Annotated in this window: 31 protein-coding genes; all 31 read right to left on the reverse strand. The window is 32.4% G+C overall.

Annotated features, from left to right (window positions below):
* Nucleotides 1–80: 80 nt before the first annotated feature.
* Nucleotides 81–1,058 (reverse strand): hypothetical protein, encoded by a 978-nt coding sequence (locus INR76_RS05945; RefSeq protein WP_223109743.1) that lies wholly within the window; start codon nt 1,056–1,058, stop codon nt 81–83.
* A 159-nt stretch (nt 1,059–1,217) separates the two neighbouring features.
* The gene (locus INR76_RS05950) at nt 1,218–1,853 is read right to left on the reverse strand and encodes a hypothetical protein (RefSeq protein WP_223109744.1); all 636 of its coding nucleotides are present in this window, start codon (nt 1,851–1,853) and stop codon (nt 1,218–1,220) included.
* Between the two features lie 793 nt (nt 1,854–2,646).
* Nucleotides 2,647–2,994 (reverse strand): hypothetical protein, encoded by a 348-nt coding sequence (locus INR76_RS05955; protein ID WP_223109745.1) that lies wholly within the window; start codon nt 2,992–2,994, stop codon nt 2,647–2,649.
* Between the two features lie 179 nt (nt 2,995–3,173).
* Entirely contained in the window at nt 3,174–3,695 is a 522-nt protein-coding gene (locus INR76_RS05960; protein ID WP_223109746.1) for a hypothetical protein, read from the reverse strand.
* Nucleotides 3,696–3,847: 152 nt separating this feature from the next.
* A complete protein-coding gene (locus tag INR76_RS05965) occupies nt 3,848–4,237 on the reverse strand; it encodes a DUF6678 family protein (RefSeq protein WP_370632431.1) in 390 nt (129 codons plus the stop codon).
* Nucleotides 4,238–4,391: 154 nt separating this feature from the next.
* Nucleotides 4,392–5,138: a hypothetical protein gene (locus INR76_RS05970; protein WP_223109748.1), complete on the reverse strand. Its 747-nt coding sequence runs from the start codon at nt 5,136–5,138 to the stop codon at nt 4,392–4,394.
* 152 nt (nt 5,139–5,290) lie between these two features.
* On the reverse strand, nt 5,291–5,929 hold the full coding sequence (locus INR76_RS05975) for a hypothetical protein (protein WP_223109749.1): 639 nt from the start codon (nt 5,927–5,929) through the stop codon (nt 5,291–5,293).
* Nucleotides 5,930–6,086: 157 nt separating this feature from the next.
* Nucleotides 6,087–6,566, reverse strand: a complete 480-nt coding sequence (locus INR76_RS05980) for a hypothetical protein (RefSeq protein WP_223109750.1) — start codon at nt 6,564–6,566, stop codon at nt 6,087–6,089.
* 147 nt (nt 6,567–6,713) lie between these two features.
* The gene (locus INR76_RS05985; RefSeq protein ID WP_223109751.1) at nt 6,714–7,256 is read right to left on the reverse strand and encodes a hypothetical protein; all 543 of its coding nucleotides are present in this window, start codon (nt 7,254–7,256) and stop codon (nt 6,714–6,716) included.
* Nucleotides 7,257–7,391: 135 nt separating this feature from the next.
* A complete protein-coding gene (locus INR76_RS05990; RefSeq protein ID WP_223109752.1) occupies nt 7,392–8,561 on the reverse strand; it encodes a hypothetical protein in 1,170 nt (389 codons plus the stop codon).
* A 155-nt stretch (nt 8,562–8,716) separates the two neighbouring features.
* Nucleotides 8,717–9,301: a hypothetical protein gene (locus INR76_RS05995; RefSeq protein ID WP_223109753.1), complete on the reverse strand. Its 585-nt coding sequence runs from the start codon at nt 9,299–9,301 to the stop codon at nt 8,717–8,719.
* Between the two features lie 147 nt (nt 9,302–9,448).
* Nucleotides 9,449–9,982, reverse strand: coding sequence for a toxin-antitoxin system YwqK family antitoxin (locus INR76_RS06000; RefSeq protein ID WP_223109754.1), 534 nt, complete (start codon nt 9,980–9,982; stop codon nt 9,449–9,451).
* A 410-nt stretch (nt 9,983–10,392) separates the two neighbouring features.
* Entirely contained in the window at nt 10,393–10,578 is a 186-nt protein-coding gene (locus tag INR76_RS06005; RefSeq protein WP_223109755.1) for a hypothetical protein, read from the reverse strand.
* 353 nt (nt 10,579–10,931) lie between these two features.
* A complete protein-coding gene (locus INR76_RS06010) occupies nt 10,932–11,288 on the reverse strand; it encodes a barstar family protein (protein ID WP_223109756.1) in 357 nt (118 codons plus the stop codon).
* A 267-nt stretch (nt 11,289–11,555) separates the two neighbouring features.
* Nucleotides 11,556–12,095: a dihydrofolate reductase family protein gene (locus INR76_RS06015; RefSeq protein WP_223109757.1), complete on the reverse strand. Its 540-nt coding sequence runs from the start codon at nt 12,093–12,095 to the stop codon at nt 11,556–11,558.
* Nucleotides 12,096–12,161: 66 nt separating this feature from the next.
* On the reverse strand, nt 12,162–12,908 hold the full coding sequence (locus tag INR76_RS06020) for an AraC family transcriptional regulator (RefSeq protein ID WP_223109758.1): 747 nt from the start codon (nt 12,906–12,908) through the stop codon (nt 12,162–12,164).
* Nucleotides 12,909–13,005: 97 nt separating this feature from the next.
* Nucleotides 13,006–13,452: a hypothetical protein gene (locus INR76_RS06025; RefSeq protein WP_223109759.1), complete on the reverse strand. Its 447-nt coding sequence runs from the start codon at nt 13,450–13,452 to the stop codon at nt 13,006–13,008.
* 241 nt (nt 13,453–13,693) lie between these two features.
* Nucleotides 13,694–14,128, reverse strand: coding sequence for a hypothetical protein (locus INR76_RS06030; RefSeq protein WP_223109760.1), 435 nt, complete (start codon nt 14,126–14,128; stop codon nt 13,694–13,696).
* Between the two features lie 166 nt (nt 14,129–14,294).
* Nucleotides 14,295–14,957, reverse strand: a complete 663-nt coding sequence (locus INR76_RS06035) for a hypothetical protein (protein WP_223109761.1) — start codon at nt 14,955–14,957, stop codon at nt 14,295–14,297.
* Between the two features lie 289 nt (nt 14,958–15,246).
* Nucleotides 15,247–15,636, reverse strand: a complete 390-nt coding sequence (locus INR76_RS06040) for a hypothetical protein (RefSeq protein WP_223109762.1) — start codon at nt 15,634–15,636, stop codon at nt 15,247–15,249.
* Nucleotides 15,637–15,800: 164 nt separating this feature from the next.
* A complete protein-coding gene (locus INR76_RS06045; protein WP_223109763.1) occupies nt 15,801–16,559 on the reverse strand; it encodes a hypothetical protein in 759 nt (252 codons plus the stop codon).
* A 431-nt stretch (nt 16,560–16,990) separates the two neighbouring features.
* Nucleotides 16,991–17,266 (reverse strand): hypothetical protein, encoded by a 276-nt coding sequence (locus INR76_RS06050; RefSeq protein WP_223109764.1) that lies wholly within the window; start codon nt 17,264–17,266, stop codon nt 16,991–16,993.
* A gap of 146 nt (nt 17,267–17,412) precedes the next feature.
* Nucleotides 17,413–18,378, reverse strand: a complete 966-nt coding sequence (locus tag INR76_RS06055) for a hypothetical protein (RefSeq protein ID WP_223109765.1) — start codon at nt 18,376–18,378, stop codon at nt 17,413–17,415.
* Nucleotides 18,379–18,539: 161 nt separating this feature from the next.
* Nucleotides 18,540–18,986 carry a hypothetical protein gene (locus INR76_RS06060; RefSeq protein WP_223109766.1) on the reverse strand — a complete coding sequence of 149 codons (447 nt, stop codon included), beginning with the start codon at nt 18,984–18,986 and terminating at the stop codon, nt 18,540–18,542.
* Between the two features lie 242 nt (nt 18,987–19,228).
* Nucleotides 19,229–19,675: a hypothetical protein gene (locus INR76_RS06065; protein WP_223109767.1), complete on the reverse strand. Its 447-nt coding sequence runs from the start codon at nt 19,673–19,675 to the stop codon at nt 19,229–19,231.
* Nucleotides 19,676–19,843: 168 nt separating this feature from the next.
* The gene (locus tag INR76_RS06070) at nt 19,844–20,503 is read right to left on the reverse strand and encodes a hypothetical protein (RefSeq protein ID WP_223109768.1); all 660 of its coding nucleotides are present in this window, start codon (nt 20,501–20,503) and stop codon (nt 19,844–19,846) included.
* Between the two features lie 161 nt (nt 20,504–20,664).
* Nucleotides 20,665–21,294 carry a hypothetical protein gene (locus tag INR76_RS06075; RefSeq protein ID WP_223109769.1) on the reverse strand — a complete coding sequence of 210 codons (630 nt, stop codon included), beginning with the start codon at nt 21,292–21,294 and terminating at the stop codon, nt 20,665–20,667.
* 153 nt (nt 21,295–21,447) lie between these two features.
* The gene (locus INR76_RS06080) at nt 21,448–21,936 is read right to left on the reverse strand and encodes a hypothetical protein (RefSeq protein WP_223109770.1); all 489 of its coding nucleotides are present in this window, start codon (nt 21,934–21,936) and stop codon (nt 21,448–21,450) included.
* A gap of 162 nt (nt 21,937–22,098) precedes the next feature.
* Nucleotides 22,099–22,554: a hypothetical protein gene (locus tag INR76_RS06085; RefSeq protein WP_223109771.1), complete on the reverse strand. Its 456-nt coding sequence runs from the start codon at nt 22,552–22,554 to the stop codon at nt 22,099–22,101.
* Between the two features lie 177 nt (nt 22,555–22,731).
* On the reverse strand, nt 22,732–23,112 hold the full coding sequence (locus tag INR76_RS06090) for a hypothetical protein (RefSeq protein WP_223109772.1): 381 nt from the start codon (nt 23,110–23,112) through the stop codon (nt 22,732–22,734).
* Between the two features lie 161 nt (nt 23,113–23,273).
* Complete coding sequence (locus INR76_RS06095; RefSeq protein WP_223109773.1) at nt 23,274–23,783, reverse strand: tetratricopeptide repeat protein; 510 nt, start codon at nt 23,781–23,783, stop codon at nt 23,274–23,276.
* Between the last annotated feature and the right edge of the window lie 33 nt (nt 23,784–23,816).

The following is a 23,816-nucleotide window of genomic DNA, read 5'->3' on the forward strand; positions in this document are numbered from 1 at the left end:
CTAGCGTTAGCAATTCCGAGTGGATTCGGATGTAGTCGAATACGCCGTAATTGCGGTTATACATTGTTGTGGCACGTTTTTTATTCATCATAAATTAATTCAATATAAAGTTCTTCAATTTTTTCAATGTCTGTTTTTTGCATTTTTAAAATAAATTTTCTGCCTCCATAAATGTAATGAGGAACTCCTGGATTGTAGTAATATTGATAGTAGTTTAAATCTGTAATATCAAAAATAGCATTGTCGATAGTCTCTTTAGCTTTTGATTCCTCAATTTTCATTTTAGTAAATAATTCTTTAACGACTCGTTTGGTGTCGTCAGGATTTATGACAGTTTCTTCTTTTAATGAGCAAAAACTATTTTCAAAATCCACTTCCTCAAAGGTTAGCGTAGCATTTGCTATTATTGGTTTACCTCCTAAAACATTAGGAAGTTCTTGTTCGTATTCAATTGGTGTTGTAATGTCGTATTCCAATCCAAGTGGAAAGTGAAAATATTGAAGTTCGTTAATAGCTAATTGTTCAATACCTTGTTTAGAACTATATATTTCAATAATTGGGTTTATAGCATTTCTTAATTCGTTAACTTTTTCTGGATTCTTTTTTTCAAAACTATTTAGCATTTCTTGTAGCAATAATTTTGTAGATTCTCCTAATTCTTTCCAGTTTAAAATCTCAATAAATTCTCCAAGTTCATTCGTTTTATAAATTACTTTGGATAAGTCATTTTTTTTGAGAATTTGATTAACAGCTTCTTTATCGTCAAAAATTTTTTCAGCTTTTTCTTGAAATGTGCTTACAATATTGTTTTTATATGTCCATTGGATTTTATATGATTCTTCAGTAGAATCAAGAACTTTAAAATTTGCAATATACTGTGATGAATCCTTTTTGGTTAACTCATCATTTTTCCATTCTCTTTTGACTTTTGAAACTTTGAAATCATAATCATCGCCTATTGACCAATATGCAACGAAGGCGATTTTGGTTGAGTCAATTTGGCTATGTGTAATAATTGAAAAGAATATGAATAAAAGTAGAGTAATTTTCTGTTTCATAATTTTTTTGTCAAATGTGCCACAACGGTTTTGTATATGATACGTTGCGTGGTTTAGCACGTAATTTAGCAAATAAAAACTGAATAGAAAATCCGCGAGGATTTTCGTAAGTAGGCTCTCGCTAGCAATGGATTATATACGTTGTTGTGCGTTCGTTTTTTATTTCCATTGTCTGTTTTTCAAATTGGTTTTCTTTAATGAATATCCATCGTTAAAAAACAACTTTCCATTATTCAAAACCATAATTTTATCAGTCAAAAATCTCGGAACAGCATTTAAGTCCAAATCTCTCACTATGATTTCTATTTCGTTATAATTCGGATTGTCGATTTCGATAGTTTCTTTTTGTCCTAAATAATGATATGTAACTGTTTTTATTTTTTGAGCTTCCAATTCCGCAACTCCATTCACATCTGCTGCTTTTCCATCTTTTTGGTCATTAATTAATATAAAAGCAGCTGCAAGAGGTAATTCCGCATCTCGGATTGTAATTTTCACGTTGCCAATTCGGTCAGGATTTATTTTTCCGCTATATGTTGTACTTGGGTTTTTTGGTTGTTCGAAAGTATTCAGCTTTATACTGTCAGTGGATATTTGTTCCCAATTTCCCTTGACAACAGTTCCGCCACCAACATCCATAAAAATAAAATAATCAAATGTTTTGTCTGATTTCAGTTCAATTTGAGTGCAAGCAAAGTAACTTTTTCCGCACTTTCCATATAAACCAATTGCGGATTTATTCGTAGAACACGAACAAAAAACAAGTAAAATTAAAATCAGTTTAATGTATTTCACGGATTTTTCTTAAATGACGCACAACGGTCTCGTATAACCGTCAGTTACGGGATTAAAGTTAATGATTTTCGGTTAAGCACTGACGTTAGCAATTCCGAGTGGATTCGGACGTAGTCGAATCCGCCGTAATTGCGGTTATACATTGTTGTAGCGCGTTTTTTTATCCATTATTTTATGATTTTCCTTTTTCTATTTGCCAAGTAATAAAATCCGATAGAGCTAATAAAACAGAGAATCCAAGCTATTAATTCAGCATTTGGTAGGTAATAGTCATTGTGTTTCCAATCATTCACGAATAGATAATATATGGGTGTTGTTGCTGTCAGAATAAATCCTGTCAGTATTATTTTTATTGTGTGGTTTTTGTCAATCAGTCTTTTCATTAAATAGACTATTGGAAAATAGGTTACCAGGCTTACAATCAGAGTTGTAAGATTATAAAATATTGAACCTTGGATGATACTCACAAAACTCCAACTGGTAATATTTGGGTGATTTTTTAAGGCATCAGCTAATGCTGTTTCGTTTGTCAAGTTATATTTCATTAATAGAAAATAGAAGGTCATAAATGACAAATCTTTTATTAGAATGTGGATTGGAAAAAGTCTAAATCCGTTCATTTATTTTCTGCGTAATATTTTTTCAAATGCGTTACAACGGTCTCGTATAACCGCAGTTATGGAGTTAAAGTTACTTAATTTTTGGGTTAAGAACAGGCGTTAGTAATTCCGAGTGGATTCGGACGTAGTCGAATCCGCCGTAATTGCGGTTATACATTGTTGTACTGCGTTTTTTATTCAGTTTTATAATATTTATCATAGTGATGTTTAAATTCCAACTTCATTAAGTCAGATGTGATTCCGCCAAATTGTATTTCAAATCCGTCGCTTTCCATTCCGATTATATATGCTCCCCAACCTTTCAATTCATTCCGTTCAGAGTCGAACACTTTAAGTTCAGGAATTATCATTGTATTTATAAACTTGTCATCGGGATAATCGTCATTAATTCCAATTCCGTTTTTTACGCAATATTGTTTTATCAATTCATATGGTGAGTTTACGTTGTCAAATTTTAGTTTGCCAAAAACAACCCCCATTGGTGTGTCTGCAAATTCGAATTCAGTTGTTCCAATTTTCACTCCGCTTAATTCTATGTGATATGTTTTTTTCAAATGCAGTACAACGGTCTTGTATAACAATCAGTTGCGGATTGGTTATAAACTAAGATAGCTAAAATTACTGACTTTTATGCTTGCGCGGTTGTGTCCGCAGGACACAAAGCCGCAATTGTTGTTATACGTTGTTGGCGGTAGTTTTTTTATTTTAGTTCGTCTCTTTCTTTCAAATATTCATTTATAAAGTCTACATTTTCTTTTAGCTCTCCATTTGAATTTATAACAGCTAAATTTAATAGATAGTCAACTCTTGCTTTTTCATCTTCATAATCAATTTTTTCAGTCCATAACAGTTGGTCAAGAACACCAATTCCCCAACAAATTACATTTTTGTCATTTATGAATTCTTCTACCCAATCATAACTTTTTTTAACAGCAAGATGCTTAATTAGCCAAACTGCCATATTTTTTCTTTCAGAGTTTAAGTCAGATTGATATATTGAATAAGCGTAGTCAGTTGCAAGTTCAGAGGAAATAAGACTCAAACAGCTCATCGCTAATTCCGCTCCAAGCTCATTAGATATTGCTTTCTCAACGGTTTCTTTAATCCATTTTTCTCCAAGAATATTTTCAATAGCCAATTTTGCATAATCAGTTCCACCACATTCCGAATTTTTAGTGATTGAGCCAATTTCAGTTCCTATTTTTTTCCAATCTGTATTCATTTTTTTAATTACCGCCAACGGTCTCGTATAACCGCAGTTATGGAGTTAAAGTTACTTAATTTTTGGGTTAAGAACAGACGTTAGCAATTCCGAGTGGATTCGGACGTAGTCGAATCCGCCGTAATTGCTGTTATACATTGTTGTAGGTAGTTTTATTTACTATAACCGCGTATTTTTATTTTATCTGATTCCTCATAAAAGTCCACGTTCAGATTATTCAGTTCAGATTTCAATTCCGACGTATTCTTGAGAGTGATTTGCTCCAATTCTAAAAATTCAATGAATTCACCAGAATTATCAATCAAAATCGAACTTTTTTCAAGTTCAAGAATTGAGTCAGCTTTTCTGATTTCAAATGACCGAACAGTTTTTAATTCAAATTCAGATTGTTGTTCTTCAATCAATTCAAAAATTTGAAACCATTTATGATTATTCATTAAACTACTGAACGATTTCGAGCGTATGAAATTCCGAGTCTCTTTAATTCGAGAATCTCGTATTTCCTTTTTCCTAATTTGATATAATTCACTCTTTTTAGTCATTGCTTAAATTACCTACAACGGTCTCGTATAACCGTCAGTTACGGGATTAAAGTTAATGATTTTCGGTTAAGAACAGACGTTAGCAATTCCGAGTGGATTCGGACGTAGTCGAATCCGCCGTAATTGCGGTTATACATTGTTGCCAGTAGTTTTTTCATTCATACCAAATTGAAATATCTTCGCACCTCGAGTGAGACATTGAAAGTTGGCTGACCATTCCATTAAATTCAATCAGCTTTTTCCATTGTCCATTGTCATTTCTGTAAAGTGCAGTAAATCCACGTCCATTACAGCGCCAGTTTTTAAATACCGAAACTCTTGCATATTTACCATTTTTTGAAAAAATCGGTTTGGAAAATTGAAAATAGACTTTTTCCTCAATATTTCTTTCTTTATCAATCCGCCAAGCTTTTTTCAATTCAGCGAAAAATTTGTCGTTTTCCCAAATCTTGTTTTTACTCCAAAACCGTTTTTTCTTAACAATAAGTGTATGAGGTTCTCTATTTTTTGTTAGACTATCATATTCCTTTTGTCCAATATTGTATTTGACAAATCTGACTTTTTTGCTTGATGGTGGCGAAGTTTGTTTTATTCGTTTATCTGGAACGTATTCTACATTTTTTAAATCATAGTTGTTCCAATTCAGGGTTTCATCAGATTTTTCATAAACCAGATTTACGGGAAAGTTTTTATCCATCATTTTTAGTTCTCTAATCTGATAGTTTTGAAGCGAATCATAAATTTTCGGTTGCTCTAAACTTTCTGGAACTAAAAAATAATATTCAAAATTTACCGGAACTTCATAATCAGCAATTTGGTCAATCAAATTTTTAAATTCGGGGTTTTGTCCCAATAGATTCAGAGTAAAAAAGATTGATATGATTAAAAAAGGTTGTTTCATTTAAATTACTGGCAACGGTCTCGTATAACCGCAGTTATGGAGTTAAAGTTACTTAATTTTTGTGTTAAGAACAGACGTTAGCAATTCCGAGTGGATTCGGACGCAGTCGAATCCGCCGTAATTGCGGTTATACATTGTTGTGCGTTCGTTTTTTATTTTTCTCCAACCCATATTTTGCCAACTGGAACAAAGAAAATAGTATCTTCTATTCCGTCTGAATAAGTGGTTTTTTCTTTTTTAATATCCGATTTTTCTAATCTTCTTAAAATTCTTCTGTCCTCGTAAGCTCTTTCTATTTTGTCATATTGGTCAATTGGCCATAATAAATCATTTTTCCAATAATGAAATTCGTCAAGTTTTGGTTCCCATTTAAAGTCAGAACTCAATAGTCTAGTGAAAGAGGAATCATTTTGTTTAAAATTAGCTTTGGTAAATAGATTTTCATAATGTTCAATTCTTTCGCCAAGTGCACAAACAACTTGGGATTTAGATAATCGAGGTTCGTTTAACCATATTTTGAGATAATATGGTTCTTCTAATTTATCTAATTCAATTTTCCAACTATCATAAATTTTTTCAAGACCGTTAATTATCTCTTTTTTGGCTTTTCCTTTTGGTTCAGGAATTTCACTATTCGTTAAAGTCAGATTGTCCCAAGGTTGGACATACACTTTTGAATAATGATATTTATGTTCAGATAACTGTTCAATATCCAATTCCAAGTATTCCTCAATCCAATTCTGGATTTTAGCAACTTTTCTTTTTAAACCTCTAATTTTCTTATATCTCACGATTTTTTTAAATGACGCACAACGGTCTCGTATAACCGTCAGTTACGGGATTAAAGTTAATGATTTTCGGTTTGGCACAGACGTTAGCAATTTCGAGTGGATTCGGACGTAGTCGAATCCGCCGTAATTGCGGTTATACAATGTTGTAACACGTTTTTTATTCATTCAGTGCAGTTAATATTTTTTCAGTCAATTCGTTGTCTTTTTCATCCAAAAATATGATTGTTGGTCCGAAAACATTATTTATGGCGAGTAGACCATAGTCCGAATTAAATAAGATTGGTCCAGTTCCATCTGTGACAGGATTTTCTAATTCGTAAAATTCAAATTCTAAATTATTTAGTTTTTCATTCCGATATGATTCTTTATCCGTTTTTAAAAACTTTTCAAATCCGAATAGAAGAGAGTCAGATTGAATAATCTTTCTAATAGAAATAGTTTTTGATGAGTCTATTTGATTGACATATTTATAATTCAGAGAATTATCCGTTTTGTTGAAAGTCAAATTGAACTTTTCATTTTTGGGTTCTGAACCAAAGAATATAGTTGCATTCATTTCAGATTTCCATTCCGTGTTTTTTTCAGAACATCCGAAACATAAAGTGAGTATCAATATGTATTTTAATAGGTTTCTCAAAATGTGTTACAACGGTCTCGTATAACCGTCAGTTACGGGATTAAAGTTAATAATTTTTGGTTAAGCACTGACTTTAGCAATTCCGAGTGGATTCGGACGCAGTCGAATCCGCCGTAATTGCGGTTATACATTGTTCTACACCGTTTTTTATCGGTTTATTAATGTAAGGTAATGGACTGCAAAAATCAGTCGATAATTTTTATTTGTCAAATCTAATTCTTTAATATTTGTTGAAAAACCATCAATTATTGACGGCAAAATGTCGTGAGCAGATTTGTATTCATCCACATAAATATTTATAAATTCAGATTTTTTTCCAATATATTCAAGATAGCTTAAATATTCGCCATTGGAATTTAGATAAAATTTTCCCGGTACATGTTGGTCAATATTTTTACGCCAGATTTTATCAAAAACTTTTAAATCCAATACTTTATCACTCAAATCTTCCAAACCTTTTGGAATAGGCACACGATTTTCTTCCGCAACAATTTTTGAAAATTCGTGATAGGCTTCAACAATATTTTCCGTTTTGTATTTAGATGTCAAGATTTCGTCAAAATCCGAAACCATTCCATTCAGTTCAATCAATTCCGCATCAGAATATATTCCGTTGGGATTTTCGATTTTAGTTTCCGTTTTACAGGATAAAATCAGTAGTGTTAATGCTATGAGAAATGTTTTTTTCAAATGGTGTAGAACGGTCTCGGCTATGAGTAGTTGCGTGGTTTAGCACTTAACTTAGCAAGTACACACCAAACTGAAAATCCGCGAGGATTTTCAGAAGTAGGCGAGAACAAGCAATTACTTATAGCCATTGTTAGCCTACGTTATTTTTAGATGTTTTGGCAATCGATTGTACCATTTTATTGTGCTATAGCAAGCTTTATGCATAAATATATTCAGTTGTTCTAAATCCTCTTCAGGACATTCAATTCCAGTTGATTCAAAGTTAGATTTTGCGTGAACAATTCCATTTCGTGTTGAGTATAGAACGTTCCCCAAATGATTAATCACTCGGTCTTTGATGTCTTTCTTTGATTTATATTCTAATTTTTCAACGTTAGCTCCATTTCTAATTGACAAAGGCAAATCATCGTAAATGTCTACAAGGTCAAATGTGTTGTCTATTAAGGATTTAACCAGTTCTTTATCTCTAATACTTTTTTCATAGTTCTTGGTCAAATCAAAGATTGATGCAATGAACTCAGCATTTAATGATGTGGCATTAGATGAATCTAATTTTTTACGCATAGCCTCAAAAGCATCTATTTTTGAATAAAACGGTGCAAAATATTCAAAAATCTTGTAGTAAGTGAGGTATTTCAAATCATCACTAATAGCTTGATTCGCTTGGATAAATAAATCCATTGCAGGATTATAATCTTCTGTCGCATCCGGAAGATTACTAATTTCTTGCTGAAATTCTTCTTCATCGAATTCGTCTGGATGGTGGAAAGTTGAAAAATTGAATCCTATTTTATAAGTGTGGGACAACTCAAAAAAATATGATTTTATTAATTTTTCTTCATCCTCATCTGACAAACGACTTTCTTTATTTGGATACATTACTTCGACTGCAACGTGACTTGAACAAGGTGGATGATATTTGCTGTATTCATCCTTTTTTGTAGCGGCAATACCTATTAAAATAGGTTCTGTTACTATCTGTAAACTGATTCCATCTTTAGTTGTTGATTGTAAAAATCCTAAATAGAAAATTGGTCCAAGCTCACTTGCCGTAATTACTCTTTGTGTAATAGTATCAGTAGTTACCTTGTTATAATCGTGTATTTTTAATGATTCTATTTCATTTAAATAAACAAGTAAATTATCGGTTTCTACTTCTATTTCAGCCTCTTCCCTGGGAAATGGAAAGTAGACATATTCCAAATCCTCATCTATTTCATCTTCAAGAGGTTCAATTCCATAATCCGTTTCGAGTATTTGGAATCCCTTTTTAATTAATTCTATTTCTTCTTTTGATATTGGCATTTTTGTAATGTAGGCTAACGGTCTAGTATAACCGTCAGTTACGGGTTAATATACGCAGACTTTTCGGTTTAGCACAGACGTTAGCAATTCCGAGTGGATTCGGACGTAGTCGAATCCGCCGTAATTGCGGTTATACATTGTTGCCAGTAGTTTTTTTAATCATTTCCATAGTTCATTATTAGCAAATCGTCAGAATTCTCAAGTGTTGAAACAACCGTAAAAAAATAGTCATACCAATTCACTTCATTCAGTCTATCTTTTTCAATCAGTTCAGCATCTAAAAAATAATAAGTTCTTTTTTCAGCCGACTTGTTTTTCAATTCCACTAATGCTTTTTGATGAAACTCTTGAAATCCTTCTACAAGGTCAATCCAATTTTCATCAGTCCATTCCCTTATGTAGGATTGTATTTTTGTCAGATATGATTTAAAGTCCATTTTCACAAAATCAGAAGGACGTAATTTATCTTTTAAAATCGGTCCGTAAAGTTCAGTTTGGTCATTTTCATCAACTTTGTAGGCACCAACCATTTTCGCATATGAAGTCAGTTGGTCAAGTTGTTTTTGAGTTTCTTTTTTCTGTTCCTCTGTCGAAAAATAATTTTCATTCAGTAAGTCAGATTCAATGATATTTTCCAAAGTCGGGTTATTCAATTCCGATTTGAATTCATTGAGTATGAAAAACCCTTTTTCTGGGATATTCTCAAATTGATGTTTAATATGTTCGAATTTGTTTTTCAAATTACTGGCAACGGTCTCGTATAACCGCAGTTATGGAGTTAAAGTTACTTAATTTTGTGTTAAGAACAGACGTTAGCAATTCCGAGTGGATTCGGACGTAGTCGAATCCGCCGTAATTGCGGTTATACATTGTTGTAGGTAGTTTTTTCATTTTCCCATTACATCAAATTCGTCCACGATTCCACCTTCCTCTAGTTCTTTTATTTCCTTTTCAGTCGGCTTTATTTCAGTTCCGTTTTTGTCATAGAATTTCCAATTCTCATTTAGAAATCCAATGTTTATTTCGTCTCCACCTTCGCAAGTCGTTTCAATGTGTTTTTTGTCAATTTTGTAAATTCCTTTGGCTCTTAATTGTCCGTTTTCGTGATAATAATTCCATTCTCCAATTTTGTAGCTGTAAATTATATCACAAGGTCCAGCAATACAGCAATTCACATATGAGTCAGTTTTATATTCTCCAGTTTCTTTGAGTTTTCCATTCTCGTAAAACTCACTCCATAATCCAATTCTAGCCGCTTTAGATAAAAAATCCGAGTCAATTTGTCCGATACTTTTTAAAAATCCGTTTTCATAAAATTCCATTTCCGTCTTTTTAGAAATCGATTCCAATTCCGAAACTATTTTTATCGATTTACAACTTAAAAAGAAAACTAAAATTAGAATGTAAAACGGTATTTTCATATTTGGGTTAAATTACCTACAACGTCTGGGGGCTATGTTTCGTTGCGTGTGCCTGTCTATTGCCTTTTTCGGCAATAGAGAGTAGGCACGTAAGCAACGAACTTTTCAAAAACCGCTCATTGCCCGAGCAATGAAATATAGCCCTTGTTGTCCACACGTAATTTTGCTTCCATTTTCATCTCTTTTATTTATAAACAAATGAAAATACAATGTCCTTTTGCCATTGGTTTTCTTTAACTAAAATTAATAACTTAAAAATTTAAATTATGAAATTTATTTTAAAAAAACAACAGTATTAAAATCTAAATTTTCTAACAACAACAAAAGACCTAAAAAAATTACTTTGACTTAAATTTTAGGAATTACAGTGTCAAAAAAAACAGAATATGAATCTGAAACAGACGTTGAGTTTACTTTTCAAGAGTATATATAATAGAAAAATGAGCTGAACCTTCTTTTTCTACGATGTCTTGTTTTAATATATCCCATCCATTTTCAAGTAATTCATTTACTTCAGTTAATTCGGTGGTTTTTATATCTTTTTGATACTCAACACTGTTTGAGATGGTTACACTAATAATTTTTTTGGTTTTCATATTTAATTTATTTAAACATTAATATTTATTTAAAGTCACCCTCGTTTTTCAGAGGGTGCAAGCGGTTTTTTAAAAGAATAGCCCCCAGACGTTGTCCACAATTAGGGGAACAGGTGAAACGGAATGAAATGAGTTTCGTTACCCGTATCCGAAATCTTAGCCAGTTATGACAAGCTTGCGAGGTCATCACTGGCTGAGGTTGAGGTTATTGTGGACAACGGTCTCGTATAACCGCAGTTATGGAGTTAAAGTTACTTAATTTTTGTGTTAAGAATAGACGTTAGCAATTCCGAGTGGATTCGGACGTAGTCGAATCCGCCGTAATTGCGGTTATACATTGTTGTAGGTAGTTTTTATTCCATATTTTCTTTTTCAATTATCAAGTCAACAAATTCTGCATCTCTCAATAGTCCGATTATAAAGTCAAAATCTTCTTTTCCAAATACTTTTTCAAGTTTTTTAGTCCCGATAATTTCAATTATACAATCTCCTGGAAACCCAGGTCCTTCCGCTGTTATTGCGTCATTAAAAGCGTCAAGATTCTTTCCGAATAATTTTCCAGATTCAGAGTCAATTTCCGTTACATATTTATTCCAAAAGTCTTCTTTAGTTTCGCAAAATTCTCCGTTTATGAAAATCTTTCTTCGATGTCGAATTTTTCCGTTTTTATCTTCGATTATACTAATAAAAGTGCCTTTTCCATAAGCCATTTTGTCGAACACTTTGGAATATCCATAATTCAACCATCTTTTGTAAATCAATTTGTCATTGAAATACAAATAAAGCTCATTATCGTCCTTAATTTCTTTTCGGATTATCACGGTTTCTTAAATTACCTACAACGGTTTTGTGTATGAGCAGTAGCGGTTTTTAAAGCACTACTTTTCAGATAGCAATATACTTTATTTAAACGACAAAACGGTTCGAGTTTGCACTCAAACCGCTATTGCTTATACACGTTGTTGGCATTTCGTATTTTATCTTTTCCGCTTATAATGATTCTGTACTATTTGGTTTAGATAGATTTTTGTTTCAATCAGTTCGTATTTCTGCTCGTTTGGTAATTCAGTAAACAAGGAAGAACCACCACCTAATAAAATCGGAATAGTCGTGAGAACCATTTCATCAATCAAATTTTCCTTTAAGAAATTCCTAATTGTTGTTCCTCCATCAATATATAATCTTTCATGTCCTTTTTCATGAATTTGCTCTAAAATTTCTATTAGAGTTCCTTTGACTAAAAATGCCTTACCTTTATGAGATTCAGGTATTTCTTTCAGTTTATTGCTCAACACAAAAACAGGTTTGGTGTAAGGCCAAGGAACATCAAAACTGATTACTGTTTCAAAAGTCGTTCGTCCCATAACGAGTGCATCAATTCCATTAGAGAATTCAACATATCCCATATCATTGTTGTCTGGATTTGGAATAGAATGTAACCAATCAATTCCGCCATTTTTGTCTGCGATATAGCCATCCAAACTTGTTGCTATAAACACTTTATTTTTTCTATCCATATCTGTACTTTGTTTAAACTTGAGTGCAAAATTAAATAATTACAACTCCTCGAAATTGTACAGAATTTACCCTTTCACAAATTGTTTTGGTGTTAATCCACTATATTTTTTAAATGTTCTTATAAAATGTGATTGGTCATAAAAGCCACAGTCAAGACCTAAACTTGTGAGATTTTTATATTTATTGGCTTTAAGTTTAATTATTGCGTGATTGACTTGTTTTAACCTTAAATATTCGTTTGGTGTTATGTGAAAAGTATTCTTGAATTTTTGAATGAAACTCTTTTGAGTAATAGAAATTAAATTATTAAAATCCTTAATTTTCTTTGGTTCAGATATATTTTTATTTAGATATGTCTCAAATTTTATCAAATCATTTTCCAAGTGGGAATTTTGAAATAATGTAAATAATTCTATTTCAATTTTCTTTAAATCTGGTTTTGTTTTTACAAGAAACTGTTCAAATAAGATTTCAGATAAATTTCCAATTCTTGAACTGTTAATTTGCTTTGCTATTAATCCATAACAAAACGGTTTTAAAATGAGTCCAACGTTAAGATACTTGCCCGAAATTTGTGTAAGGAATGGTTTTGTTTTTAGTCCTGATAATATTTGCTGATTGTTCTGAAAATTAAATTCCACAACATTCTGCCCATTTATAGAAAACGAGTCGCCATAATTGAAAATCAATTCCGTAAACAAAGGTGCATGATGAATTGCCTGAATTTCATAATTATCTGATTCGCCTGCCCAAATTACATCTATGAATTGATTAAGCGGATAATTTGGATGATATGTTTTCGTGTTTTTCAATCAAGTTTCGGATGTTGCTTTAATATGAATGCCAACGGTCTCGTATAACCGTCAGTTACGGTTTAAAGTACGCAAAATTTTCGGTTTATCACAGACGTTAGCAATTCCGAGTGGATTCGGACGCAGTCGAATCCGCCGTAATTGCGGTTATACATTGTTGTGGTGTCGTTTTTTTATTCAAATATTTAGGTTCATTAATTTCATTATCTAATTCGGCTTGTCGAAAAAATGGCCAAACTCGGTCGTCTCCAATTTCATTATTTTCCGTTTCTGTTTTTTCCGAGTTTTTAGGATAAAGTCCGAAAGTTATTAAATTCAAAATCCAGTTAATCGGATTAGAGAATTTTGGGTCTTTCCACTCATACTCGTTGTCCGATTTTAGGAATAGGATAAATCGTTTGATTTGATTTTCAGATTCCTCATTCAATTTATGTTTTCCAATATTCTTATGTTCTCGTAAATCGTCGTAACAAAACCAAAATGCATTTTCAACTGCTCTAACTCCTTTATCATCCGTTTTGTAAATCGGTTCAATTCTGTCCATAAACTCAAAGTTTGTTATTGTTCCAGACAGATAATATCGAAGATTTTCAGCTAATATGTTTCTATGATTTCTGTTCATTTCACAATTTTGGTCAAATGCACCACAACGGTCTCGTATAACCGCAGTTATGGAGTTAAAGTTACTTAATTTTTGAGTTAAGTACAGACGTTAGCAATTGCGAGTGGATTCGGACGTAGTCGAATCCGCCGTAATTGCGGTTATACATTGTTGCCCACAGTTTTTATTTTTCACGTGTTATTTTATATTCAAATCGATTTCCAAATAGCCATCCCCATTTTCTTCTAAAATACGGGTCTTTCATTTTTGTAATTCGTTTTCCTTTGTCCGACATTGGATAAATCCGATTATTCTCAATTTCGAGAATTCGAGTTTGTGTTGGTTTTTCCAATGTAGCTATACTGTCTTTTAAACTCATCGTTTCTGGATAAACTGAAAAGATATAATGGTCTAAAATCAACTTGTTTTCCGCTATTTTATATTTTCCATATTCACTCCAGCTTAAATCATATTCATTCGTCCATTTAAAAGTACTGTCAGAATAAAGTTCAATAGTCTCAATCAGAAAAGTATTTCTTAAAATTCCTTTATACACAATTGTATCTTGCGCATAAAGATTTGTTCCGATTAAGAATATTGATAAATATATTATTTTCACGCGATTTTTTCAAATTGTGGGCAACGGTCTCGTATAACCGTCAGTTACGGGATTAAAGTTAATAATTTTCGGTTAAGCACTGACGGTAGCAATTCCGAGTGGATTCGGACGTAGTCGAATCCGCCGTAATTGCGGTTATACATTGTTAGCCATAGTTTTTATTCGATTAATATTCTTTTTTTGGAATGTCATTTGGTAATTCAAAAATATTTTTTTTTAATTTTTTCGGCTCAATGTTGATAGCGGTATATGTCACAACATAATCTCCTAAATCAAGTTCCATTTTCATAAAAGGCGATTTTGCTTTTTCAATCAAATAATTAGTATAAAAATCCGAAAAGTTTTTAAAAAGATCAGAGTCTAGGTAGGGAAATCCGCTATATGAATATTTTTGTATTACAGTTTGCTTTCCTTGTGGCTCAAATCCTTCGATTTGTATAAAATCGCATTCTTTTCCTAAAATTTTTTCTGATTGTCCTGTGGTCTTATTGACAAAATCTAATGTTTGTTCAGAAACATTGTAATGATAGATGGTATCCAGATTTTTCCACTTTGCATAATAGTGATTATTGGAATTTAAATAAAGATTGAAATCATATCCTCGATCTCCAGTATTTAAGAATTTTTTAAAAATATCACCATTTTTATTGTAAAACACTTTTAATGTGTCTCCGAACTTTTGCTCAAAATAATCACGATGTTGAAAATTTTCTTTTTTAAATCGGATTTCCGTTTTATAAGTTATAATTCCTTCAAAACTCTTTTTATTAGTCGAGAAAGAAGTTAGAGTGAAAATTGAAATCAGTAATATTAATGGTTTGACTTTCATTCTTTTTAAATTATGGCTAACGGTCTCGTATAACCGTCAGTTACGGGATTAAAGTTAATAATTTTCGGTTAAGAACTGGCGTTAGCAATTCCGAGTGGATTCGGACGTAGTCGAATCCGCCGTAATTGCGGTTATACATTGTTGTGTGCAGTTTTTATCTTTTTTTCAATTGATTTAAGTATAGAAACATACTTTTCAAATTGCTCAATATCCTTAATTCCATATTCAGGCGTTAATACTATTCGGTCGGCTGTTTTAAATCCAGTTTCTATATAAATTCTTTCGTTTATTATTTTTTCGCAAAATATTTATCAGATGCGAGTTGTTTTAGCAAGTCAATATTTCCGCCAAACCAAAATTGTTTTAAAATCGGTTTAGGAACAAATGCTCGTCTTTTTGGGAAAAGAAAATTCAAAAATTTATTCCACGAATCGATTGGGAATATTGTTAATTCGGTTTTGTATGTTTTGTCTAAATGTAAGGTAATTCGAAACGGTTCAGTTACAGGCATTGCTCCGCCAACTTCGTTCAGGTTAATGCTAATTTTAGTTCCGTCAACTTTTATAATTCCGTTTTTTGGTTGATAAACGTATTTTCCTATCGGACTGTTTACACTTTTATTCAAACCCTCTGAATATTTCCCGCTATACTTTTCTGTCAGTTCTTGAATAATGTTCATTAATTCAGAGTTTTTCTCAAATTGCACACAACGGTCTCGTATAACCGTCAGTTACGGGTTAAATTAGCGTTAATTTTTCGGTTTAGCACGGACTTTTGCAATTCCGAGTGGATTCGGACGTAGTAGAATCCGCCGTAATTGCGGTTATACATTGTTGTGTACAGTTATTTATATTTTAAATTTCTGATGATTTTCCTTTTCGCAATTCCATCAGTTATTATTTTCTTTTCAGTCCAATTTTCATATTCATCCAGCTTATATTCATACGTTATGATTGAAATCAGAGAATCATTATGATTATAAACTGTTTGCTTTATCAGAGTCAGACAGTCATATTCATATTTCCGTTTTTGATTTCTGTCGGATTTGCCTTTATGAAAGCTTTCTGTACTTTCTATTAATTCATCAGAATTATAATAAGTCGTATTTATTGAATTTGTAATAGTATCATTCGAGATCAAGTCAACAAAAATTTGTGAAGACGTAGACTTTTCTCTATTTCCTTTGTTATCATAAAAATAAGTTTCGATTCCAACAAATTTTTCGGTTTCATTTTCATTAATTGCTTTTGATTGATATCGCAAAGAATCTTTATAAAAATAATTTACAGTGAATTTTGTTGTATCGGACATAGTAACAATTTCTTTCTGGATTTTATTATTTGAATCATAGAAATAGTCAATTTCCATTTGTCCTTTGTCGAAAAAAGTCCTGCTTACTCTTTTAATTAATTTATCATTTTCATTGTATTTTTTTTGAGTGTGCGTCATTGTGTCCAACACTGTAGATTCATCGTCCAAATTGACAATGTACTCATTTATTTCACTTACACTTTTGGTCAAACCATTGCTCAATAATTCTGGTTTATCGCAACAACTTGCAAATAAAGCTCCAATGATTATATAGAAAAGTAGGTTTTTCATAATTGTACACAACGGTCTCGTATAACCGTCAGTTACGGGTTAAAATACGCAAATTTTTCGGTTTAGCACAGACGTTAGCAATTCCGAGTGGATTCGGACGTAGTCGAATCCGCCGTAATTGCGGTTATACATTGTTGCCAACAGTATTTTATTAATTCAGTCATTGTTTAAATTCCATTATCAACATTATTGAAAATCCGATAGCTATTAAAATTCCAATTCCGTTGAGTATTTTTTTATTCTTGATTATTAAAGTCAAAATAAAGTCAATTACCAATCCAAAAAGTCCAAGTCCGATTAGTGCAACCATATAAACAACTCCCCAACCTTCTTCGTACGAGAGTGTTTTCCATTTGATAACTGTAAAAATCAAACAACAAGTCAGATAGACTAATAAATAGCCTTTTAGAAAAGTCCATTTGGTTATTTTTTTAGGCATAACTTAAATTAAAATCAATCGCAAAATGTAGAATGTAAACTATTCCGATAATGCTAATAATCCAATTATATTTTTTGGTTATCAGTCTGCTGATTAAATATCCGACAACCATCAAAATTCCGATGAAAGGTGGATAAATTAAGGGAATAAATCCGCCGTGATTTGAACTCGCTGGCAAGTCAGTCCACATTGCAATAATCCACGCAATTATTGTTCCTACTAAAATTCCGATTATGTTGTATATTCGGCTATCGAGAATTTTTTTCATATTGTTGGCAACGGCTCCGGCTATGAGTAGTTGCGTGGGTTAACACTTAACTTTGCAAGTACACACCAAACTGAAAATCCGAGAGGATTTTCAGAAGCAGGCGAGAACAAGCAATTACTTATAGCCATTGTTGGGCACAGTATTTTTTAATTAGTTGTTTTACTTTGCATTTTAATTGGTTGTATTCCTACAACTTTGTCTTTATCGTCAAAAATCAACTTTATCATTTCATTTGGCGGACTTGAATTGTCATCTGAATATTTATACTGAAGTAGTGTGAACATACTTCCGTTAAACCCCATTTGAACTCCGCTATAAATCAATTCCGTTTGTTTGTTAAAATTAATATTGTCAATCAGCATATTAATTTGTTCGTCAGTTACTTTTTCAAGAATTAAATCCGATAAAAATTCTTTTGATTTTGGTAAATCTCTGGCTTTCAAAGCCGTAAAAAAGTCAGACTTTATTCTTTCTAACTCAGCCAGTTTTTTCTCGTCCAATTTTGGAATTTTTTTTTCCTTTTCCTTTGATTGATTTCTGATATAAAGTCTTATTCTGTGTGTAGGATTAATTGTCATTGCCCCTTTTTTCTCGTAATGATTAGATGCAATTGAGTATAATTCTACTTCTGTACTATCGTTAGGATTCCAAGTAGATTTCTCTTCAAAAAAATCCTTTAGGTCATACTGAGCAAGATTTGAATAGTTACTTTTAACTTTGGGTTTACCAAACTCATTTGAAATTTCTTTTTTGAGTCCTTTATATTTTGCAATTAAGGCATTTTGAAATTTCTCCGATTTTTGATTGTTTTCTCGTTTCTCAAAATTCGAAACGTCCCATTCGTAAAGAACATAAGACATTGTTGAATCAGCTTTTTTGAAAAAGTAGAAAGCAGTTAATTCGGGAATTACTTTTTCTTTTCTTAAATATTTAATTGGTTGTGCATTTCCTCCAAAGGAAACGTGATTTGACGTTGTCGGAATTTTTTCGCTTCCCAAACTTTCCTCCATTTTTAAATATTCAGAGAGTGAAGTGTTGTGAATATCAAAATTAAACTCCTGTCCAAAAACAGAAGTTGAGATAAATAAAATTCCAATAATTAAGTTTTTCATTTGATATCTGTTCATATTGTGCCCAACGGTCTCGTATAACCGTCAGTTACGGATTTAAAGTTAATGTTTTTCGGTTAAGCACGGACGTTAGCAATTTCGAGTGGATTCGGACGAAGTCGAATCCGCCGTAATTGCGGTTATACATTGTTGTAAAACGTTTTTTATTCATCAAATAATCCACGAGCGGTTAGTACTCCTTTTTTCTTTTCGTTAAACAGCTTTTCGATGCTTTCTCCATTAAGTCCTTTCCAAATTCCGTTTTTTGTTTTTTGTACTGGGTCATATTGATATTTTTGATGATAATAATGACCTTTTTCCTCATTCAAGGAAATGTACAAAATCACGTTTTCATAATTTTCAAATCCTGGACGTCCATAATGGTCATAAGCAACAAATTCAATCGTGTCTGTTTTCAAGTCGTTAAACACATTTTTAACAACTCTATATTTGTTTTTGAATCCGTAATCCATAACATAACTTACTATCCGAATTGAATCTCCAGTTATTGAGTCAATTTCTATTCGAGTATTATTTTCATTTGGGTCAAATTCAATTACAGATATTTTTTCTCCGACAAAAGCATAAAGATTTACAGAATCGTTCTCCAAATTAAATTCCGATTTCTGTCCGACTTTAGTTGATTTACAACTAATCAGTATAATTAAAATTCCCAGAATTGGAAAGATGCGATTCATTTGGTCAAAATGTTTTACAACGGTCTCGTATAACCGTCAGTTACGGATTTAAAGTTAATAATTTTCGGTTAAGCACTGACGTTAGCAATTCCGAGTGGATTCGGACGTAGTCGAATCCGCCGTAATTGCGGTTATACATTGTTGTGCTTAGTTTTTTATTCAACTTTTGTAACTTTCTTTGATTGAACAATAAAGATTTGTTTTTCATTCGCTCCGATGTCAATATATCGTCCATTTTTAGCTTTTAAAATTGTATCAAATTCTAAAGTCCGATTTATTTCGATACCAAATTCTTTGTCAATTACTTCTGTTGTTTTGTAGGTTCCAGATACTCGAAACTCTTTTCCGTCAACATAAATCGATGCGTTTTTAGAGATTCCCCATTCAGGTATCATTTCAATTTGGTGATTTTTTAATCGTATACTGTCATTAACTTTTACATTCAAGGTATCGTTTTCAAATGCAGAATGAAATGAAATATTCGATTGTCCTTTTGGAAGATTTTTATAAGAGTTACAGGAAATCAGTCCGAATAAGAATGTTAGAATTAATATGATTTTATTATTTAATTTGTTTTTTCGCAATTCTGTTAAATTAAGCACAACGGTCTCGTATAACCGCAGTTATGGAGTAAAAGGTACTTAATTTTTGGATCAAGAACAGACGTTAGCAATTCCGAGTGGATTCGGACGTAGTCGAATCCGCCGTAATTGCGGTTATACATTGTTAGCCACAGTTTTTTTATTTCCTGATGTAATTTTTGTCTCATTCTATGCCTTATGTCTGGTAATAAAATCTTGAATACTTGAGATGAATAATTTCACCTGTTCTGAATTATATTCATCATAATTACCGTGTGCAGCTTTATTTCTTAAATCAAGCCAAGCAGTTACATTCTTATTGTCAAGTTTTTCATAAATATTCGCTTTTGTAAGCTCTACATTTATATTACTTGCTTTTTTTGGATTTCCCTTTGCATCTAGTAAATCAATATTATTCTTTGTAGCAAGTTGTTTTAAATGATTCTCTAATGTTGAACCTGCCAAAACTGCTGCTGCATCTTTATATCCTGTTTCGTTCAAGTGGTTAGACATTTCTAAAAAATCCGAAAATACATTTGAATGAACGAGTTCAACCAAACTTTGTAAATAGCCATTCTCAATGTCATCTTTTAGTGAACTCACTACACCTAAAATGTCAGAAGTATGTTTATGTAAGTGAGGATTTAATGCTTGAATTTTGTTTATTTCTTTACTGTAAGTAGAATTTTCCCCAGTAATTCTATGAATTGCGGCTATTGAACTTGTCACCAAACTTTGCCTATCTATTTTCGGCTTATCACTCAAATCATTGTATTCCGATGTTCTTCTATATTCGTGATATTTTTCAAGAAGTCTGTTTAATTGATTTAAGTGGAATTCGTTATTCATAATGTTTTTTTCAAATTGTGGCTAACGGTCTCGTATAACCGTCAGTTACGGGTTAAAGTACGCAAATTTTTCGGTTTAGCACAGACGTTAGCAATTCCGAGTGGATTCGGACGCAGTCGAATCCGCCGTAATTGCGGTTATACATTGTTGTACCCAGTTTTTTATTCATTTTCGTTATTTTCTTCTGTTTCTGGAATTTCGTAATCGTTATTATGCCAAGAGATTAATCCGAACAAAGTCTCATCATCCGTTCCGTGTAATCTGAACATTCCATTATTTTGTTCGATAAACTCTGCAATTATTCTATCGTTAATTTTCTTTTTGAAAAAGAGGTTAATCGTGTCTTTTATCAAAGTATAAGGTGTCAATAAAAATCCACGTCTTGACCACCATCCAGCCAATAAATTAATTACAAAAGATTTTATTTTTTTATTTCTGCCACAATTCGAGCATAGAATTCTGTTTTCGGTTGTTTCATTGCACAAAAGGATTATGGAAACGATTGTGTTAAATTCCTGTCCAATTAATTTGGTTTCTTTTAATCCACAATTTGGACATTTTAGATTTTCTATATTTCTAATTAACGATTGCTTTTCAAAGTCAGTTAGTGTATTAGTTTCCGCATCTACCCAAGTAATGAGTCTTTCGTCTAAATTCCTTTTTTCGATTTCCTCTTTTAAAATTCCGAGTACTTCTTTTCGTAATCCTTTAGACTCATTTCTCGCAATATTTTCAATTTTTGAATCTGAAAACCCTTTGTAGTTTTCTCTTATTTCTTCAACACTATACATTCAGATTGAGTTCGGTTTAAATTGGGTACAACGGTCTCGTATAACCGTCAGTTACGGGTTAATATACGCAGACTTTTCGGTTTAGCACAGACGTTAGCAATTCCGAGTGGATTCGGACGAAGTCGAATCCGCCGTAATTGCGGTTATACATTGTTACCACACGTTTTTTATTAGTCGTCTTAATTTTCTGTCGGTTATTTTCATTTGTACAAATCCGCATTTTCCAGCTACTCCATAAACTGTTCCAGCAATCTCTTCTTTAAATTCAGACCAAATTTGCGCAACATTTTCAGGGTTCAGTTTGTCAATCACAACACTCAATTCAGGTTTTTCATTCAAGTTTACAATTATCGCTCTTCGATTTTTATAATGTAAAACAAATAATATTTTACATCCGCATTCAGTTCCATATTGATTTTCGTGTTCATTAATTATTGTCGGTGAATGAGCAGTTTTTATTTTGAGTTCAGATTGTTTATATATTGAGTCAGTTTTTATTTTGGCTTTTATCAATTCAATCCGTTCAGTTTTTGATTCCGCTTTTTCAAATTTCATTTTCCATACTCTATTTTCCTCTTGCAAGTTGCAATCGGTAGTTTTGTTTTCTTGAGAATATGTTGTTCCGAAAACTAAAATTGTCAATATGTACAGAATTTTTTTCAAATGTGTGGTAACGGGAAGTATAACCGTCAGTTGCGGGCTAAAGGTAGCGATTTTCGGTTTGGCACGGACGCTCGCAATTCCGTGTGGATTCGGACGCAGTCGAATCCGCCGTAATTGCGGTTATACAATGTTGTAAACAGTCTATTTGTAAAAAAACTTACCGTAGTGAAATAACTTAATTAAGGGTTGATTTGGGTCTGGGATTTGGTCTTCTCCTTCGAAAAAAAGCTCATCTCCAGTAATTCCAAAAGTAACAAACTCAGAAGATGCCCCACCTGGATTAAAGTCGAGTTTTCCATTATTAGTAATTAGCCATTCAAACGAAGAATATGTTCCGGTAGGACTTTGTCCCCAACCCGTGAAATCTGATTTAAAAGAAATCCGTGCTCCAGCATTTTTTGCATTAGTAATGGACTCGATTTCAGATTGAGAGAGGTTGAGGCCAGAGTCATTTATAATATATGACAACTCATATCGATCGAATATCCAAGGACTTCCCTGAATCAATAATTCTTCAGTAGATAGGTTATCATCATCTGATTCGCATGATAATATAATTATTACTAGAGCAAAGAGAATGTATTTAAAGTTTTTCATTTGTAGATTGTTTACAACGGTCTCGTATAACCGTCTGTTACGGGATTAAAGATAATGTTTTTCGGTTTAGCACAGACGTTAGCAATTCCGAGTGGATTCGGACGTAGTCGAATCCGCCGTAATTGCGGTTATACATTGTTGTGGGTAGTTTTTTATTTTTCATATTCAGTTTTTTAATCAGTAATGTACCCAATAAGAGTCTGTTTCCTCTCCGTTATCAACCATTCTAATTCGTACGTCAAATAATTCAGTTAGAATTTTTTCTTTAGTTGAGTTGTCAAATTCCTCAAATGCCAATTCCTCAATATGTTCAGAAATTTTGTCTCCCTTATGCCATTTTTCCGAAACAATTTTTTCAATCAGAATGTTTAATTCAGGTGAAGGAATTTCTTTTTCCGATTTATGCCAAATAAATTCCTGCTTTTCTTCAGGGTCATTTTCATCATAGATTGCAATTCCGCCAATTGAGTCAACCGTTTCATTTGTCAATTCAATTTTCTCAACTCCGTATAATTTTAGATAAGATTTTAAGAAATTTAGTCTTTTTGATTCTTGCATTTCGGTTTGGTCAAATTACCCACAACGGTCTCGTATAACCGTCAGTTACGGGTTTTAAGTTACTATTTTTCGGTTAAGAACTGGCGTTAGCAATTCCGAGTGGATTCGGACGTAGTCGAATCCGCCGTAATTGCGGTTATACATTGTTAGGCAACGTATTTTCATTTCCCAATTAGTTTTTCAATCCAACTTTTCGGTTCGATTCCGAGTTCTTTTTCCAATTTCACAATTTCATTTATAGTCGGTTGAAATTTTGGTTCTAATTTCTTTGCTTGTTTAAAGTCAGATAACGCTTTTTCTAATTCTCTATTTTCCTTTCTCAAATAAGCTCGACATCTCCAAAAGGTTGCATCTTTTGGATTTAACTCGATTGCTTTTCCACAATCATTTTCAGCGTCTTGATTTTTATTCCACTTTTTATTCAATTCCGCACGATTTGAGTAAGCTATGGAATTCCGCTTATCAAATTCAATTGCTAAATTCAGATTTTCAATTCCTTTTTCAAGTTGTCCAATCTCAAAATAAGCAACTCCTAAATTATTATACGCATTGCTATTTTTCTCCGTTTTCAGTTTTTCATTCAATTCCGATATTGTTTTTTCATATTCCCACATTTCGTCGAAGAATAGAATTCGGAATGATTTATTATATAGTTCTGAAGTCGGTTTCATATGTTGCCTAACGGTCTCGTATAACCGTCAGTT

This window comes from Marixanthomonas sp. SCSIO 43207 (assembly GCF_019904255.1).
In the GTDB taxonomy this organism is placed as follows: domain Bacteria; phylum Bacteroidota; class Bacteroidia; order Flavobacteriales; family Flavobacteriaceae; genus Marixanthomonas.

What these genes read in the sequence shown, in the direction of transcription:
- INR76_RS05970 (WP_223109748.1), bottom strand. Translation starts at nt 5,138, where the DNA reads ATGAAACAACCTTTTTTAATCATATCAATCTTTTTTACTCTGAATCTA.
- INR76_RS05945 (WP_223109743.1), bottom strand. Translation starts at nt 1,058, where the DNA reads ATGAAACAGAAAATTACTCTACTTTTATTCATATTCTTTTCAATTATT.
- INR76_RS06070 (WP_223109768.1), bottom strand. Translation starts at nt 20,503, where the DNA reads ATGAATAACGAATTCCACTTAAATCAATTAAACAGACTTCTTGAAAAA.
- INR76_RS06050 (WP_223109764.1), bottom strand. Translation starts at nt 17,266, where the DNA reads ATGAAAAAAATTCTCGATAGCCGAATATACAACATAATCGGAATTTTA.
- INR76_RS06055 (WP_223109765.1), bottom strand. Translation starts at nt 18,378, where the DNA reads ATGAAAAACTTAATTATTGGAATTTTATTTATCTCAACTTCTGTTTTT.
- INR76_RS06040 (WP_223109762.1), bottom strand. Translation starts at nt 15,636, where the DNA reads ATGAACATTATTCAAGAACTGACAGAAAAGTATAGCGGGAAATATTCA.
- INR76_RS06090 (WP_223109772.1), bottom strand. Translation starts at nt 23,112, where the DNA reads ATGCAAGAATCAAAAAGACTAAATTTCTTAAAATCTTATCTAAAATTA.
- INR76_RS06015 (WP_223109757.1), bottom strand. Translation starts at nt 12,095, where the DNA reads ATGGATAGAAAAAATAAAGTGTTTATAGCAACAAGTTTGGATGGCTAT.
- INR76_RS06010 (WP_223109756.1), bottom strand. Translation starts at nt 11,288, where the DNA reads ATGGCTTATGGAAAAGGCACTTTTATTAGTATAATCGAAGATAAAAAC.
- INR76_RS05965 (WP_370632431.1), bottom strand. Translation starts at nt 4,237, where the DNA reads ATGACTAAAAAGAGTGAATTATATCAAATTAGGAAAAAGGAAATACGA.
- INR76_RS05990 (WP_223109752.1), bottom strand. Translation starts at nt 8,561, where the DNA reads ATGCCAATATCAAAAGAAGAAATAGAATTAATTAAAAAGGGATTCCAA.
- INR76_RS06075 (WP_223109769.1), bottom strand. Translation starts at nt 21,294, where the DNA reads ATGTATAGTGTTGAAGAAATAAGAGAAAACTACAAAGGGTTTTCAGAT.
- INR76_RS06000 (WP_223109754.1), bottom strand. Translation starts at nt 9,982, where the DNA reads ATGAAAATACCGTTTTACATTCTAATTTTAGTTTTCTTTTTAAGTTGT.
- INR76_RS06035 (WP_223109761.1), bottom strand. Translation starts at nt 14,957, where the DNA reads ATGAAAGTCAAACCATTAATATTACTGATTTCAATTTTCACTCTAACT.
- INR76_RS06025 (WP_223109759.1), bottom strand. Translation starts at nt 13,452, where the DNA reads ATGGACAGAATTGAACCGATTTACAAAACGGATGATAAAGGAGTTAGA.
- INR76_RS06085 (WP_223109771.1), bottom strand. Translation starts at nt 22,554, where the DNA reads ATGAAAAACTTTAAATACATTCTCTTTGCTCTAGTAATAATTATATTA.
- INR76_RS06045 (WP_223109763.1), bottom strand. Translation starts at nt 16,559, where the DNA reads ATGAAAAACCTACTTTTCTATATAATCATTGGAGCTTTATTTGCAAGT.
- INR76_RS06005 (WP_223109755.1), bottom strand. Translation starts at nt 10,578, where the DNA reads ATGAAAACCAAAAAAATTATTAGTGTAACCATCTCAAACAGTGTTGAG.
- INR76_RS05960 (WP_223109746.1), bottom strand. Translation starts at nt 3,695, where the DNA reads ATGAATACAGATTGGAAAAAAATAGGAACTGAAATTGGCTCAATCACT.
- INR76_RS06095 (WP_223109773.1), bottom strand. Translation starts at nt 23,783, where the DNA reads ATGAAACCGACTTCAGAACTATATAATAAATCATTCCGAATTCTATTC.